This window comes from Amycolatopsis sp. NPDC114478 (assembly GCF_055633805.1).
Genome location: NZ_JBVKDO010000011.1, coordinates 158,080 through 172,327, shown reverse-complemented (window position 1 = coordinate 172,327; position 14,248 = coordinate 158,080). Strand labels below are relative to the sequence as shown.

At 65.1% G+C, this 14,248-nt stretch carries 16 protein-coding genes; 10 read left to right on the top strand and 6 right to left on the bottom strand.

Annotated elements, in window-relative coordinates:
• The first annotated feature begins 76 nt into the window (after positions 1–76).
• Positions 77–3,166: a BTAD domain-containing putative transcriptional regulator gene (locus ACZ7OH_RS28665; RefSeq protein WP_470283775.1), complete on the top strand. Its 3,090-nt coding sequence runs from the start codon at positions 77–79 to the stop codon at positions 3,164–3,166.
• Here ACZ7OH_RS28665 and ACZ7OH_RS28660 read toward each other — a convergent pair.
• Entirely contained in the window at positions 3,150–3,890 is a 741-nt protein-coding gene (locus tag ACZ7OH_RS28660) for an ABC transporter permease (RefSeq protein WP_470283646.1), read from the bottom strand. The two genes, ACZ7OH_RS28665 and ACZ7OH_RS28660, sit on opposite strands and share 17 nt — an antisense overlap.
• The gene (locus ACZ7OH_RS28655) at positions 3,887–4,822 is read right to left on the bottom strand and encodes an ATP-binding cassette domain-containing protein (protein WP_470283645.1); all 936 of its coding nucleotides are present in this window, start codon (positions 4,820–4,822) and stop codon (positions 3,887–3,889) included. Before ACZ7OH_RS28655 ends, ACZ7OH_RS28660 begins: the two co-directional genes overlap by 4 nt.
• A 112-nt stretch (positions 4,823–4,934) precedes the next feature.
• Here ACZ7OH_RS28655 and ACZ7OH_RS28650 point away from each other — a divergent pair, with 112 nt between their 5' ends.
• The 3 genes from ACZ7OH_RS28650 to ACZ7OH_RS28640 are packed head-to-tail and all read left to right on the top strand — an operon-like array spanning position 4,935 to position 6,590.
• Positions 4,935–6,026 carry a hypothetical protein gene (locus ACZ7OH_RS28650; protein WP_470283644.1) on the top strand — a complete coding sequence of 364 codons (1,092 nt, stop codon included), beginning with the start codon at positions 4,935–4,937 and terminating at the stop codon, positions 6,024–6,026.
• Positions 6,004–6,387 carry a hypothetical protein gene (locus ACZ7OH_RS28645; protein WP_470283643.1) on the top strand — a complete coding sequence of 128 codons (384 nt, stop codon included), beginning with the start codon at positions 6,004–6,006 and terminating at the stop codon, positions 6,385–6,387. The genes ACZ7OH_RS28650 and ACZ7OH_RS28645 overlap by 23 nt, the downstream gene beginning before the upstream one ends.
• A 20-nt stretch (positions 6,388–6,407) precedes the next feature.
• Positions 6,408–6,590 carry a hypothetical protein gene (locus ACZ7OH_RS28640; RefSeq protein ID WP_470283642.1) on the top strand — a complete coding sequence of 61 codons (183 nt, stop codon included), beginning with the start codon at positions 6,408–6,410 and terminating at the stop codon, positions 6,588–6,590.
• A 36-nt stretch (positions 6,591–6,626) separates the two neighbouring features.
• On the opposite strand, the gene ACZ7OH_RS28635 is transcribed toward ACZ7OH_RS28640, so the two are convergent.
• From ACZ7OH_RS28635 to ACZ7OH_RS28620, 4 genes are all read right to left on the bottom strand, one after another.
• Complete coding sequence (locus ACZ7OH_RS28635; RefSeq protein WP_470283641.1) at positions 6,627–8,414, bottom strand: hypothetical protein; 1,788 nt, start codon at positions 8,412–8,414, stop codon at positions 6,627–6,629.
• Positions 8,415–8,428: 14 nt separating this feature from the next.
• On the bottom strand, positions 8,429–9,106 hold the full coding sequence (locus tag ACZ7OH_RS28630) for a hypothetical protein (protein WP_470283640.1): 678 nt from the start codon (positions 9,104–9,106) through the stop codon (positions 8,429–8,431).
• Between the two features lie 79 nt (positions 9,107–9,185).
• On the bottom strand, positions 9,186–9,836 hold the full coding sequence (locus ACZ7OH_RS28625; RefSeq protein WP_470283639.1) for a hypothetical protein: 651 nt from the start codon (positions 9,834–9,836) through the stop codon (positions 9,186–9,188).
• 29 nt (positions 9,837–9,865) lie between these two features.
• A complete protein-coding gene (locus ACZ7OH_RS28620) occupies positions 9,866–11,086 on the bottom strand; it encodes a helix-turn-helix domain-containing protein (RefSeq protein WP_470283638.1) in 1,221 nt (406 codons plus the stop codon).
• Positions 11,087–11,348: 262 nt separating this feature from the next.
• Between ACZ7OH_RS28620 and ACZ7OH_RS28615 the strand changes: the two genes are divergently transcribed.
• From ACZ7OH_RS28615 to ACZ7OH_RS28590, 6 genes are all read left to right on the top strand, one after another.
• Positions 11,349–11,714: a hypothetical protein gene (locus ACZ7OH_RS28615; RefSeq protein WP_470283637.1), complete on the top strand. Its 366-nt coding sequence runs from the start codon at positions 11,349–11,351 to the stop codon at positions 11,712–11,714.
• A 115-nt stretch (positions 11,715–11,829) separates the two neighbouring features.
• The gene (locus ACZ7OH_RS28610; RefSeq protein ID WP_470283636.1) at positions 11,830–12,264 is read left to right on the top strand and encodes a hypothetical protein; all 435 of its coding nucleotides are present in this window, start codon (positions 11,830–11,832) and stop codon (positions 12,262–12,264) included.
• An 11-nt stretch (positions 12,265–12,275) separates the two neighbouring features.
• Positions 12,276–12,467: a hypothetical protein gene (locus tag ACZ7OH_RS28605; RefSeq protein ID WP_470283635.1), complete on the top strand. Its 192-nt coding sequence runs from the start codon at positions 12,276–12,278 to the stop codon at positions 12,465–12,467.
• Positions 12,464–12,688 (top strand): hypothetical protein, encoded by a 225-nt coding sequence (locus ACZ7OH_RS28600; protein ID WP_470283634.1) that lies wholly within the window; start codon positions 12,464–12,466, stop codon positions 12,686–12,688. The genes ACZ7OH_RS28605 and ACZ7OH_RS28600 overlap by 4 nt, the downstream gene beginning before the upstream one ends.
• A gap of 392 nt (positions 12,689–13,080) precedes the next feature.
• On the top strand, positions 13,081–13,329 hold the full coding sequence (locus ACZ7OH_RS28595; RefSeq protein ID WP_470283633.1) for a hypothetical protein: 249 nt from the start codon (positions 13,081–13,083) through the stop codon (positions 13,327–13,329).
• 40 nt (positions 13,330–13,369) lie between these two features.
• Positions 13,370–14,242: a S1 family peptidase gene (locus tag ACZ7OH_RS28590; RefSeq protein WP_470283632.1), complete on the top strand. Its 873-nt coding sequence runs from the start codon at positions 13,370–13,372 to the stop codon at positions 14,240–14,242.
• The last annotated feature ends 6 nt before the right edge of the window (positions 14,243–14,248 follow it).

The window sequence follows — 14,248 nt, the reverse complement described above, 5'->3', positions numbered from 1 at the left end:
GACCACCCTCGCCGCCCGGCCTGACACGGCGCTGACACGGACCGGCCACCACCTGGCGCGTGGCATGATCGGCCGGGTGCACATCGGGATACTGGGGTCCTTCGAAGTCCGCGCGGACGACGGCGTCGTGGCCGACGTACCGGGCGCCCGCCTGCGCGGACTGCTGATCGCCCTCGCGCTGGAGCCGGGGCGGGTCGTCCCGAAGGCGACGCTCGTCGACTGGATCTGGGGCGAGCAGCCGCCGGCCGACGCCGCGAACGCGTTGCAGCGCTTGGTTTCCCGGCTGCGGAAGGTGCTTCCCGAAGGCGCGGTCGAGGGTCGTCCGGCCGGCTACCGGCTGGTGGTGGACCCCGACGCCGTCGACGCCGTGCGGTTCGAACGCCTCGTCGCCCAGGCCGGCGACGACGTCCGGCAGCTGCGTGAGGCGCTGGCCTTGTGGCGGGGCGCGGCCATGCAGGACGTCGGACTGACCGAGAGCGCCGCGTTCGACGCCGCGGTCACGCGGCTCGAAGGCCTCCGGCTGGCCGCCTTAGAGGACCGGTTCGACGCGGAAACCGACTTCGGCCAGGGCGTCGTCACTGAGCTGACCGACCTGGTGGCCGCGCACCCGGCCCGGGAGCGGCTCGTCGGCGCGCTGATGCGCGGCCTGGTCGCGACCGGCCGGGACACCGAGGCCCTGCGCGTCTACGAGCGCACGCGCGAGACGCTGGCCGACGAACTGGGCGTCGACCCGTCGCCGGAGCTGGCCGCGCTGCACGTCGCATTGCTGCGTGGCGAACTGACCCGGCGCGAAGAGCCGCGCAAGACGAACCTGCGCGCCGAGCTGACCAGCTACGTCGGCAAGGACGACGACGTCACCGCCGTCCGCGGGCTCGTCACCGAACACCGGCTCACCACGCTGGTCGGACCGGGCGGCTCGGGCAAGACCCGGCTGGCCACCGAGACGGCGCGCACCCTGCTCGGCGACGTCCCGGACGGCGTCTGGCTGGTGGAGCTCGCACCGACCGAGGGCGACGTGGCCCAGGCGACGCTCGCCGCGCTCAAGCTGCGCGACGCCCTGCTCGGCGACGCGCCGGAGGCCGAACCCACCGACCGGGTCATCGCCGCGCTGCAGGACCGCGATCTGGTGCTGGTCCTGGACAACTGCGAGCACGTCATCGAGTCCGCGGCCGCCTTCGCCCACCGCGTGCTCGGCGAGTGCCGCCGGCTGCGCATCCTCGCGACGAGCCGCGAACCCCTCGGCATCACCGGTGAGGCGCTGTGGCCGGTCGCCCCGCTCGTGGTGCCGGCCGAGGACGCCGACCCCGCGAAGATCGAGGAAGCCCCCGCCGTCCAGCTGCTGCGCGACCGGGCCGGCGCGGTGCGCAAGGACTTCGTGGCCGATGCCCCGACGCTCGCCCGCGTCTGCCGGGCGCTGGACGGGATGCCCCTGGCCATCGAGCTCGCCGCGGCCAGGCTGCGCACGATGTCGCTCGACCAGCTCGCCAACCGGCTCGACGACCGGTTCCGCCTGCTGACCGGCGGCAGCCGCACCGCGCTGCCGCGGCACCGGACGCTGCGCGCGGTCATCGACTGGAGCTGGGAACTGCTCGCCGACGACGAACGCGCCGTCCTGAGCCGGCTGTCGGTGTTCGCCGGCGGGGCGAGCCTGGAGGCGGCCGAGCGCGTCTGCGGGAACGACGCCGTCGAGGAGATCCTGACCGCGCTGGCCGAGAAGTCGCTGGTGGTCACCGCCGGCGACCAGGCGCCGCGCTACCGGATGCTCGGCACGATCAAGGAGTACGCCGGGCAGCGGCTCGCCGAAGCGGGGGAAACGGATTCGACGCGTCAGGCGCACCTCGCGTACTTCACCGAGCTCGCCGAAACCGCGGAGCCGCACCTGCGCCGGGCCGAACAGCTGGCGTGGCTCGCCACTCTCGACGCCGAGCACGACAACATCGCCGCGGCGATGCGCGGTGCGCTGGCGGCGGGCGACGCGGCCGGAGCGATGCGGCTCGCGGCGGCCGCGGGCTGGTACTGGTGGCTCGCCGGGCACAAGTCCGAGGGCAACGAACTGCTGATGGCGGCCACCGCGGTGCCGGGCGAAGTGCCCGACGAAACCCGCGCGACGGTCTACGCGTTCGTCACCGGGTTCCTGACCGCCGGCCGCGAGAGCGACCAGAACCAGGCCGTCGAGTGGATCCACCAGGTGCACGAGATCGGCTCGCGCCTGCCGCACCGCCACCCGGCGGTGTCGCTCGTCGCCGCGCTGGAGCGCATGCTGCGGGAACCGGACGCGTTCACGTCCGCGTGGGAACCGCTGGTCACCGACGAAGACCCGTGGGTCCGCGCCCTGGCGCGACTGCAGCTCGGCAAGATGCGGGTCCTGCTCGGCCGGGAAGGGCAGGACGCGGACGCGTACTTCGAGACGGCCCTCACCGAGTTCCGCGCGATCGGCGAGCGGTGGGGCACGTCGTTCGCCCAGACCGAGCTGGCCGACCTGATCGCCATGCGCGGCGACTTCGCCGGCGCGTGCGAGCACTACGAAGCCGCGATCGCGATCGTCACCGAGGTCGGCGCCGTCGAGGACGCCGTGCGGATGCGCGCGCGGCAGGCCCAGCTGTACTGGCTGTCCGGGGACGAAGAGTCGAGCGCGACCGCCATCGCGGACGCCCAGCGGTACGCGGAACGGGTCGCCTGGCGAGACGCGCTGACCGAGCTGGCCCTGTCGAAGGCGGAACTCGCCCGCTGGAGCGGCGACTTCGCGCAGGCCCGCCGCCAGCTCGACGTCGCGACGGCGATGCTGGGCGCGGCGGCCGAGCGGGCCCAGGTCCGCGCGGTGATCCAGGACCTGCTCGCCTACCTGGCCGACGATCCCGCCGAAGCCGTCGAGCACCGGGCCGCGGCCTTGGCTGCGGCCGCCGAGGTGGGCCACCCGCCGCTGACCGCGCAGGTCCTCGTCGGCATCGCGGATCTGGCGCTGCGGCGCGAGGAGTACGAACAGGCCGCGCGGCTGCTGGCGGCGAGCGCCGGCGTGCGCGGCCTGCCGGACCGGTCCCGGCCGGACCTGGCCCGGATCGAGCAGGCCGCGCGAAGCCGCCTCGGTGACGAGGGGTTCACCGAGGCGGCTGCGGAGGGGGCGCGGGCGGACTGGCGGGAGCTCGCCGAGGTCACGCTCGCTTCTTGAACGTCGACCGCGCCCAGAAGTAGCCGGCGAGGGCGATGCCGAGGCACCAGGCGACGGCGGTGATCGCGTAACCGGTGGACGGCGTGCCGTTCAGCAGGCCGCGCACGGTTTCGATGATCGGCGTGAACGGCTGGTACTCCGCGAACTGCCGCAGGCCCGGGCCCATCTTGTCCGCCGGGGCGATCGCGCTGCTGAAGAACGGCAGCATGACCAGCGGCACGGAAGCCAGCCCCGCCGTCTCCGGCGACTTGGCGAACAGTCCCAACGCGACGGTCAGCCAGCCGGCCGCGAAAGCCAGCAGCACGACCATGCCGAGCACGCCGAGCCAGTCGAGGAAGCTCGCGTCAGGACGGAAACCCAGCGCGAAGGCGACTCCGACGAGGGCGGCGATGGCGACCAGGTTCGTCAGGACACTCGCGACGACGTGCCCGGTCAGCACCGCGCCCCGCGAGACGTCCATGACCTTGAAGCGGTTGATGATGCCCTTGGTCATGTCGGAGTTCACCGACGTCGCGGTCGCGCCGAGGCCGTAGCAGACGGCCAGCAGCATGAGGCCGGGCGTCGCGTAGTCGACGTAGTTCACGCCGACGTCGAACGCGTCTCCGAGCATGTAGACGAACATCAGCATGATCACGATCGGCATCAGGACCGCGTTGAACACCGAGGTCGGGTTCCGGGCGATGTGCTTGAAGTTGCGGCGCAGCATGACAGTCTGGGCGCTCATTTGGCCGGGACCTCCGTGGTGTGGCCCGTCAGGGCGAGGAAAACGTCGTCGAGATCAGGGGTGTGGACGGAGAACTCTTCGGCGCCGATGGCGTACTCGTCGAGCCGGTCGAGCAGGTTGCGCAGCGACTTCGTGCCGCCGTCGCCGGGCACCCGCAGGGTCAGCGCGTCGTCGTCGCGGGTGGAGCCGCTGATGACCCGCGAGGCCGCGTCGAGCTCGGAAACGGACGTGAACCGGAGCCGGACGTGCGTGCCGGGGATCTGCCGCTTGAGCTCGTCGGGCGTGCCCTGGGCGACGAGCCGCCCTCGGTCGAGCACGGCGATCTTGTCGGCGAGCTGGTCGGCTTCGTCGAGGTACTGGGTGGTGAGGAAGATGGTGACGCCTTCGGCGACCAGGTCCTTGACGATGGACCACATGGTGCGCCGGCTGCGCGGGTCGAGGCCGGTGGTGGGCTCGTCGAGGAAGATGATCCGAGGGTCCCCGACGAGCGTCATGGCGAGGTCCAGCTTCCGCCGCATACCCCCGGAGTAGGTGGACGCGGGCTTCCGCGCGGACTCGGTGAGTTCGAAGCGCTCGAGGAGCTCCTCGACAACTCGCTTACCGTTCTTGACGGGGCTCAGATCGACCATGAGCTGCAGGTTTTCCTGCCCGGTGAGCAGCTCATCAACGGCGGCGAACTGCCCGGTGACCCCGATGGCCTTCCGCACGGCCTTGGCATCGGAGTCGACGTCATGCCCGGCAACCAGCACGCTCCCGCCGTCGGCCTGGGTCAGGGTGGTCAGGATGTTGACGGTGGTGGTCTTACCGGCCCCGTTGGGCCCGAGGAGGGAGAAAACGCTGCCGGAGGGAACATCGAGATCGATCCCCTCGAGAACGACTTTGTCTTGGTAGGCCTTCCGAAGCCCGGAGGCACTGATCGCCGAAGTGGTCATGGGAGGAACTCTGAAGGGCCGTCCTGACACCACCCTGACCCCGAACTGACACGGCCCCTGTCACGGTCTCGCACGGCTCAAAAGTGACCTTGCGCTGGCAAGATTCCCGCTCATGAAGAAGCTCGGGGCGATTCTCGCGCTGTCGCTGGCCGCGGTCGTGGCTTGCGATCCCGGGAACCTGCCGCCCGGTGAACCAACGGGCGCGCTCGGTTTCACCGTGCGACCGGGCGGGATCGAGTACCCGGCATCGGACGGCTCGGTCTCGGCCCACGAGGGCCTGATGACGCTGGTGCCGGTCGACGGCTGCGTGCTCGGCTTCGGCAGCTACCGGACGGGCAACAGCGGTAGCGTCCCGGCGACCTGGCTGGGCAGGGACGGCTGCACCCGGCTGGTGCTCGGCCCCTTACCGGGCCGCGGGCTGGAGCAGGCCGCGACCGCCTTCGCGGCCACCGCCGCCGTGCCGGGAGCGGACGGGGCAGTGATCGGGCTCGACCAGTGGTTCTACCGGCGGGACCGCTCCGGCGAGGTCGTCCGGCTGTTCCGGCCGGAGCTCGATCGGAAGGCGGTGGCTTTGGCCCGCGCGGGCCGGAACCTGGTCGGCGTAGGTACCCGTCCGGGTCCCGGCGGGGCGAAACCGGTCGCGTGGGTGTCCGGCGACGAGGGCCGCACCGCGCGCGAGATCGAGTTGCCGAGCGACGGCCCGGGCTACTGGTCGCCCAACGCGATCGCGGCGGAGGGTGCTCAGGTCCTCGTGGCCGGCTCCCTCGGCGCGAGCCCACTGGTCTGGGCCTCCGGTGACGCAGGCGAGACTTGGACGGTGTCGAAGGTCCAGAGCGACCTCCAGATCGGCACGGTGCTGAGGGTAGGCGGCAACTGGCTGCTGGCCGGCGGAAACGCGGCGGGCGCGGTGGTGATGACGGGCGCACCGGGCAACTGGAGGCTCACCGACCCGGCGGCGCTGGGCGACGGCAGGGTAGTCGGCGGAACCATCGACAAAGCGGGCAAGCCGGTGCTGATCGGGGAGCGCATCGAGCGGGATTCGAGCGCGTCGAGCCGACCCTGCTCGGTGGTTTGGGCACTCGGCGCCGGCGGTTGGCAGCGAGGCGAACTGGGCTGTCCAAGGGATACGGTCAGCGCGGCGGCGAGCTTGCCGGACGGCCGGGTGCTCCTGGCGAGCAGCCGTGACCTCTGGATTCGGCCTTGAAAACACCGCCACGGACACGAAAAAGGCCCGCACTCTTCTGAGTGCGGGCCTTCAAAACGTGGACCTCCTACGACACTATGCAGACCCCTCTGTGACCCCTGTCAGCCTGGAGGAAGTCACAAAACAGCTGGTCAAGGAGCAGGCTGTGAAGCACAGCAAGCGACGTAGCGTGAAGTCCGACGAGCGGAAGGGGCCGCAACCCACCGTTGAGGAGCGGCTTGGTGAGACGAAGGTCCGGCTCCTGCTACTCCAGTACCGTGAAGGAGCTACCAGGCAAGAGCTTGCCGAACGGTACGAAATCAGCTTGCGGAGCGTGGGGCGGCTGTTACAGCGACAGGAGGGACGGTTGAAGGATCACTAGCGGCACGTATTCTCAAGCAATTGAAAACCCTGGATGCCGTTGGTAGAAGCGCAGACATCTCGTTTGTGGCCGCAGAACAGCTGGATGGCAAGGAGCTTCTTGTTCACACGATGTACATCACCAAGGCGCCAGAACAACAACTCGGCCACCTCGCGATGAAACCACAGAAAGGTGGCCTGCTGGTCGTCTTCGACGACAGTTAGGTCTCGCAGGCACTGCAAATTCTAGGGTTGCCGTGCCTACTCGGCAGCAGTGAGTACGAACGTCTTGTATCGCCAGTTCTGCGCCACTGCAAAGGCCTCCTGAATTACCTGCGCGATGGGAGGCATCGGCGCGTCTGGCTCCGTCATTGCAGCTTGAATCTTCTGCTCTAGAGTTGGCCAGAGTGCTTCTGCAAGTTTCGGCTTGCTGACCTCGCGCTTCCATTTTCCGCTCGGCCGGTTCAGTTGCGAATCCCAATAGCCACTCGTCCAGACGCGCTCGATATCTTTCCCCTGCTCGCGCCAGTAGGCCAGCGCCTCTATGAGCTGTTCCCTAGACCAGGAGTTGAGCGTGTCATGCATCTCGGCAATGCCTGCGGCTAACTCTTCATCGGTGAAATGCGCGTACTCATAACACTTAGCGTCCCAGGTGCGAAGGTCGACAAGATCGCCTAGTGATTCTTCAGTGGTCTTTGCTCCCTGGGCAGCTAGACCTGACCTGATCTCATCGATTATGAGATTTTTGGTTCCCTTGATCTTATCTCGCGCATAACGCCCCTCGGGATCAACGGCAACCATGAACCGCGTTGGCGGTTTGTTGATCCACCAAAACTGGCCACTCGGGTCTTTTCGAGTGACTAAGGGTGTGGTCGCGAGCGCTGCAAGCTTTACCGGGTCCTTGTCGACTCCGCCCAACTTCATGAAGCGGACTAGTTCGGGTGTCGCTGGATAGCCAAGTGTTTTCCACACGCGAGGCGCGTGTTTTTCTTCACTCTCGCCTTCGACGGCCAATACCACCCGAGGATGCGGCGAGAGGCCGAGGCTCATCAAGTCTTGGTCGAGAGTCCTCGGCCTCATACTCAATCGCTCGTGAAGAGGATGAGGTGCGTTCTCGGGTATTGCGGGCAGCGGCATGGCAACCTCACGGTCGACCAAGTCTTCATAGAACCGCAGCAGGATCTCAGCAGTCTCCCGAAGCTCCATCGCCGACAAAGCGTTTCCGCTTAGTTGCTTCCATGAGTCTCGCGGAGCCCGTCTCATGAGTTGGCTCCACGCTCCGCCGGCTGGCTCGATTGAACGAGCGACGGACAGTAACTCTTCTGCGTCCTTCCGGACTTGCTCGGGCGAATACTTGAGCCGCGTACTCATCGCTACAGGGTCAAAGTTCTGACGGTAACGCTCAAATTCGTCAATCTCGGCGTTGACCAGATGAGTCCACTCAGGGTCGAGCACTGGCAGGTATCGCGCTTCAAGCGCTGTAGCCATCAGTGCGATCTGGTGATACCAGGACGCCCAGTGCTTGAGGAATAGGTCAGGTTCCGGAAGGCGCGGGTATACTTTCTTGTTACGGTATGAGTACTGACAGCGTGTAAGCCAATTTTCAAGCTTAGGAAGAATGATAAGCTGGTGATGCGAATAGATCGGACCGCTCCACAGGCCAGAGCTCGCGCTGCGCTCTGAGTCGAAACTCAGCCTCGGCAGAAAGGGTACAGAGCGCAAGTCGAGGAGGCGGCCAGCTCTTCGGGCCTCTCGAAAGTCGTAGAGTCGAGTGCCTCCGCGCTGAGGTTCGTCATAGGTCTGCACCTGCGACTGAGTGTGTCGTCTGCTGCTAATTCCAATGAACGGAATGAGAATTCCGTGCTTATAAAGTTGCCGCAGCTTGCGTTCATCAAGATCGACGCCGCGCTCTTTGGCATATCCAATGAATTCGCTGGCGTCGATAGGATGATGCTGCGTGAACAGCCACGGCAGTGAAGCGACATCAATTGCATCGCCGGGAGCCTTGCCAGAAGGCTCTTTTGATGGCTGCGTGTCGCTGCTTGTCATTGACACATTCTATACTACTTCTCGTGGGAGGTGTCAGGCGATTTACCGTCAAGCATTTCCGGTGTGTCGTCGGATCCCTCAACTGCGGTCAGTGCACGACGTTCAATCGGGAAGACCGCAGCAGCCCTTCCGGCCTCCTTTCGGATAAGCCGCGCGAAGTTCTCGTTCTCTTTGAGTAGGGTCACGAGGCACTTGTGGTAATCTGATTTTTGCTGGTCAGTTTGCGCCTCGCCGCGGATAAGCTTAGCAAGTAGGCCGCGCTGCTCGTCGGTAGCAATCGCGTAGCCGGTTAAGTCGCTACAGGTCGCGAGCAGGCGTGTCGTAATATCAATTGCCTCCTGACTGCCTGTCGCACAGATCCTGGAGTACGCATCATTGAGAGGCTTGAACTCAACATCAACCCAATCGTACAAAGCGAACAGGTCGAGTGGCTTTCTTTGACGGGTCATCACGCCGATACCTTCGTCAATACCGGATCGCATCTGCTTGGTCAGGCCGAGTGACTCAACGCGGCGCGCAAACGAGACAATGCGAGCGTGAAACTCACCGTAGACTGCCTGCTTTGCGTTCCTCGCTGAGGTGCGTCCATCTCGCCAACGCTGCCATTGCGTCAATCCGAAAGTGCCCAGGATCGTTAAGAAAGACGCGCCGAGCGCAGCAACGACTGGAGCCCAGGCTGGGTCGATGTGCATGTGCTACTCCATTACAAGGGCAGGTTTCAAGCTGTTGATAACCACCCGCTTGATAACTTATCATTGACCTCGGCGGGCTTCAGGCTGGATACTTGATCGCGAATCCGCGAACTCCGTCAATGAGATGCCTTACGTCGCTCTCGACGTAGTCGCCATATTGGCCATGTGCGGCCGCGTTACGAAGGCCTAGCCAAGCGGTCACTTGCTTTTGCTCAAGTGCGCCATACGCGAAAGCCTTCTTGAGGTCGGAGTTCATCGTGTCAGCCTTTTTTGGCTTGCCGTTGTCGTCAGTCGCCACACTGAGCTTCAGGCATAGTGCTCTGATGTGGACCTCTAGCGATGATCCCGCGATGACGGCCGCTGCGTCCTTATATTTCTTTGCAAGAAGCTCGTCTGCCATCTCAAGGAAGTCACTATGCATGTCAGCGTGCACCAGTTCAACCAGTGACTCAAGCCAGCCTGCACTAAGATCATCCCGTAATGCGCGAACAATACCGCCCAGATGAAGCAATCGAGTATGTGTCGCTTTGCTTCGTTGCAATTCAGCCTGACGCGCATACGTGCTGGACGGCACAGTCAACCGGTCAATGGCGGCTTGAAGACGATTGGCCAAAACCCGACTTTCGCTCGGATAGTCAGACATATCATTATGCTGAGACTTACCCGCGAGTTCGTCGTATTCCTTAATTAGAGTTTCAAGCTGTTTAATAGCTTCCTGGACGGCGCTCATGTTACGCTTATACTCCGATTGATTGCAGATTACTTGTTGTCTTGTCGCCGCATTTCCTCATAAGCCTCACGCAGTTCCCGCGCCTCTGGCATCTTCCGGACTTCGACAGCTCCCACCACTTCCGCCGCCCGCCAGTGATTTGACGGCACAACACAGCCGGACGCCAGCGCCTTGTGTGTCGCACCAATCGCCTCGTCCATCCGGTCACTTACAATGAGCGTGAGGGCGAGGTCAAGATTGGCGGATGCCACCCGGCGAGGCCACTTGCCGTTGTGTTCCTGACGGTTCAAACGATCAATAATTTCGCGGGCAAAGCTTTCGGCCGCCGGATCACCTGCCCACGCCAGGGTCGTTGCCATGTAGGCCACGGACTTATTGGGATCGTAATGGTAGTGGTGTTCGGGACGATCCGGAACCTTGAGCGGCGCAACCAAGTGGTTCACGCGCTCAATAGTGCGGTACATGTCGGTTGCCTCGCCGAGCCGGGCGAGTGCGCGGCCTTCCTGTGCCGTGGCCTGGATTGCAATGGAACTGCCGGCCGGAGCAAAGCTTTGCGAACGGCGCGAGAGCTCCAACGCGCCGTGGTAGTCGCCATCTGTCAAGAGCCACCACGCTTCGGTCTCTAGTCCCCAGGCGCGGATCTCATCATGGTCGGCGTGCTTGGCGAGACTGTCAGCGGTACGCAGCCGAGCACGCGCAGCAGCCGGTTGGTTGAGGTCGATGTGCACCGTGCCGGAGAGCAGCGATAGCCAGCCGCCGACGACGAGTAGGCGGCGGTGTTCGGCGAGTGTCATCCGCCCGTCAAGGAGCTGCCCGACGTACTGCAAGTAGCCGCGAAGCTTCACCGCGAGATCGGCCGGCGAGGACGTCGAGTACGCAATCGCCAGGTCATCCACGATGTGTTCAAGCTGGGAGAGCGTCTCGCTACCGACGTCGCTGGCCGTGATGCGCTGGGCCAGCTCCCAGGCGGCGGCCTCGTCGTCCTCGGGGGTGGCGTTGGCTGGCCGGAGGGCGGAGGCTGCCGGTAGCAACTCGGCGGGGCGTTCGTCGGTGAGCAAGGCGTCGAGCTGGCTCGGGGTGACATCGAGCAGCCGCGCGAGCTTCGGGCGCTTGTACGGAATGGGCTCTGACTTGCCACTCTCCCAGTTGCGGACTGTCCGAGGGTCGGTGTGCAGGGCTTCGGCCAGGGATTCCTGGGTGTACCCGGCGGCCTTCCGGGCGCGGATGAGGCGGTGCCGCGTACCTGCCACGTGCTCACCCTTCTGTACCTAACCCTGCCGAGCCATTCCCGCTGGTCAAGCCTAGCAAGTGCCGGTCTTCTTCCGGCGAGTGCCCGGTTGGCTACCTGGTGTAGTCGGCGCTGGTCAACCAAGGTCAACAACCGGTGTTCGGGGCGGTTGGCCGCGTTGAATCTCGACAGCGCGGTTGCGCGGCCGCCCTCCATCGGTCGTGCCAGTGCCACCACTGGCCGCCCCGGATACCGCCAGGACGACCAGCACCAGGGATGACCAGATGACGGCGATACTCGATCAGGCGAAAGCGGCGGCTGTGCCGCTGCCACGGGCCTACGGCTACATGCGGGTGCCGTGCGATGTGCCAGACGACAAGGTGCGTCGGCTTGAGCGTGACGTGATCGCCTATGCCGAGACGCACGGCCTGTACTTCGCGCGGTTCTTCTTCGAGTTTCACTGCGGCTCGCGTGAGGCGTTTGACGAGCTGGTTGCCGAACTGGTGCGCACTGGTGCGCGGTACGTCGTGGTGCCGAGCTTGCGGCACCTGGCGCACAACGCCTTTCTGCAAGACCAGATGCTTGAGCACTTGAGCTTTACCGCGCGGGCGCAGGTGCTCGCCATGCGGCTCAAAACGGTGATCGAGTGACTGCAACCTCGCCGCAACACACCGTATCGACCGTCAACCTGTGGGCACCGCTGGCGCATCTGGCGTGGTGGTTACACGAACCCGAGGAAACAGGCCGGCATTGCGAACTGTGCGGGTGTCGCTGGCCATGTCCGCGCTACCGCATGTTGACTACCTCGAAACGGTGCGCCGCATGAGCTTATCGCCCGAAACCCACGTTGTTGTTGATGCCCTCGACGCCGCTAGTCGGGGCACATCTGCCTTGGCTGCCGATATCCGGGCAAACCGTCGCTCAGTCGAAGGTGAAAAGCAGTACGCCGACTTCCTGCGTGAGCTGGCCGGCATCCTTGAAGTCAGCGCTTGGATGCACGATGAAAAACGAAACCCGAGTGCGCAGATGCTCGATCTTTCGGAACGTCGGCCCGCGTCCACTTCACCTGATTTGACTTTATTCGGTGACCTACTCGGAGAATTGGGCACGCTCGTGCACCGTTTTAGTGAGCGGTTCGTCGAAGCACACAGCCACCCGGAGCCAGAACCGCCGAATAGCCCGCCGCCGATCACTGCCTAACAGGGGGACTCATGAACGAAGACACTAAAGCCCTGATCGAATCGCTGCAAGCGGTGAGCACCCACGCCGAACCGGTCGCCAACGCCCTCATGCTGAACACAATGACGTCTGAGAAGCAGCGCGAATATGCCGGGATGCTCCGCGAACTGGCCGACCTTCTCGACGAACACGCTGGACCCGAGGAGAAGGGCGCGGGCGCGTGAGCGAACCCCCGGCAAGCCTTTCTGAGCTAATCGACGTCACTGGTGCCGACCTCAAGATCGTGGCGGCCCGTTTCAAGGTCGGTGTCGTCACTGCCGCCGAACTTACGGAATGCAGCGGTTTACTGACAGCCCTCGCCGATGCCCTTAAGCTCTACGCCGACAAGATGCCGGACAACGACCCGGACGGCCGGCATGTTGTCCGGGAACCGCCGGACTCGTGAACCCGCTCGGGCTGTACGTCGCCATTGTCGGTGGTGGCCTGTTCCTGCTAAGCCTGGGGGTCTTAGCAGTTGCGCGACTTCGTGAACGGACACCCGACACTGACGACCGTTCGCCGTCGGTGATTATCGCGCGGGTACGACACGAACGAGCCGAAGAAGCACTTGCGGAAGCACCGACCGAGGTGCTTCCGGCTATATCACCCGACGATGTGCCAACACAGCCGATACCAGCCTATGTCCAGCTGCCTCGTCGCCGTCGGCCGTATGTCAACCGGTCGCCGACACCGTGGCCCCGGCGAGACCTTGACCAGCAACCCGACACAGCCTTTATGCAACGCATCCTCGACGGCTTGAAACGTCTCGAATAGTCCCCACCGAACGGACACCATCCCGTGGCCTACGTGATTATGTTCTCCGATGAGCAGGTTGCCGACTGCTTCCTTCAGGCGGCCTTTTGGCTACGCCAGCCCGCGCAACGCTGCGTGAATATCCACGCCGTAGCCGTCGAAGTGCAGATAGAAGACGAGTCAGACGGCACGCCAGAAGCACATCACCTGACGCTTTGTTACAACGACGGCAACGAGCCGCCCGACGAAACCGAGCTAGCGGCGTACCGCGCCGAGCACGGGCGAGAACTGTAGCCCGCGCCCCTAATCCCCTCCGGTACCCGACACGCCGGAGGTGTCCGAAGCACAAACACGAGGAAGGAAGCTCTTGAGAAAGACCGTTATCGCGTCCGTGGCCGCCTTGGCCGGCTTGTCCAGCTTGTTCGGCACCGCTCCGGCGTCCGCCGCCGTCCAGCCGAACATCGTGGGTGGTAACCAGGCCACCGGGAACACGTCATGGATGGCCTCACTCCAGTACGACGCGCCCGACTACGGGCGCTTCGCCCGGCACTACTGCGGCGCTGCACTCCTGTTCCGCGGATGGGCAGTGACCAATGCCCATTGCGTCACTGACAACCCTGCCGGGATGAGCGTTCCCACGGCGGCCAAGACGTTCTCAGTGCGCGTCGGCTCCAAGGACCGCACTCAAGGCGGCGAGATGGCCAAGGTGGTCAAGATCGTGGTGCATCCGGGCTGGCAGTGGTCGGCCGGTGCACCGCAACAGCAGGTGGACGACGTGGCCATGCTCCAGCTTGACCACCCGGTGAACATGCAGCCCATCCAGCTCGCCGGGCACGCCGCCAAGCCCGGTGATCGGGTGACGCTGTACGGCTGGGGTTCGGACGAGCCGGACGGCGACACCTCCAACTTGCCCACGCAGCTCCAGCAGCTCAACACGCGGGTGCTCCCGGCGGCCAAGTGCGCCGACGCCCAGCAGTCTGCCGGGGAGATCTGCACCGACAACCCGCACGGCACGGACGGCCCCGGCGGCGGGGACTCCGGCGGCCCGGCCGTCGAGGTCGTCAACGGCGTGCCGCAGCTCGTGGGCACGTGCAGCCGGGCAGCCGCGCAGTACCCGGGCGAATCGCCCACCATCTACACCAGCTCGCCGGACTTCCGACGATGGCTGTACGACACAGCGCGAGGGGTTCCGGCCGCGTCCGCGTAGCCGAAG

Excerpts from the sequence above, each read along its gene's own strand:
- ACZ7OH_RS28655 (WP_470283645.1), bottom strand. The coding sequence starts at position 4,822 with ATGACCACTTCGGCGATCAGTGCCTCCGGGCTTCGGAAGGCCTACCAA.
- ACZ7OH_RS28660 (WP_470283646.1), bottom strand. The coding sequence starts at position 3,890 with ATGAGCGCCCAGACTGTCATGCTGCGCCGCAACTTCAAGCACATCGCC.
- ACZ7OH_RS28630 (WP_470283640.1), bottom strand. The coding sequence starts at position 9,106 with ATGCACATCGACCCAGCCTGGGCTCCAGTCGTTGCTGCGCTCGGCGCG.
- ACZ7OH_RS28650 (WP_470283644.1), top strand. The coding sequence starts at position 4,935 with ATGAAGAAGCTCGGGGCGATTCTCGCGCTGTCGCTGGCCGCGGTCGTG.
- ACZ7OH_RS28625 (WP_470283639.1), bottom strand. The coding sequence starts at position 9,836 with ATGAGCGCCGTCCAGGAAGCTATTAAACAGCTTGAAACTCTAATTAAG.
- ACZ7OH_RS28635 (WP_470283641.1), bottom strand. The coding sequence starts at position 8,414 with ATGACAAGCAGCGACACGCAGCCATCAAAAGAGCCTTCTGGCAAGGCT.
- ACZ7OH_RS28605 (WP_470283635.1), top strand. The coding sequence starts at position 12,276 with ATGAACGAAGACACTAAAGCCCTGATCGAATCGCTGCAAGCGGTGAGC.
- ACZ7OH_RS28615 (WP_470283637.1), top strand. The coding sequence starts at position 11,349 with ATGACGGCGATACTCGATCAGGCGAAAGCGGCGGCTGTGCCGCTGCCA.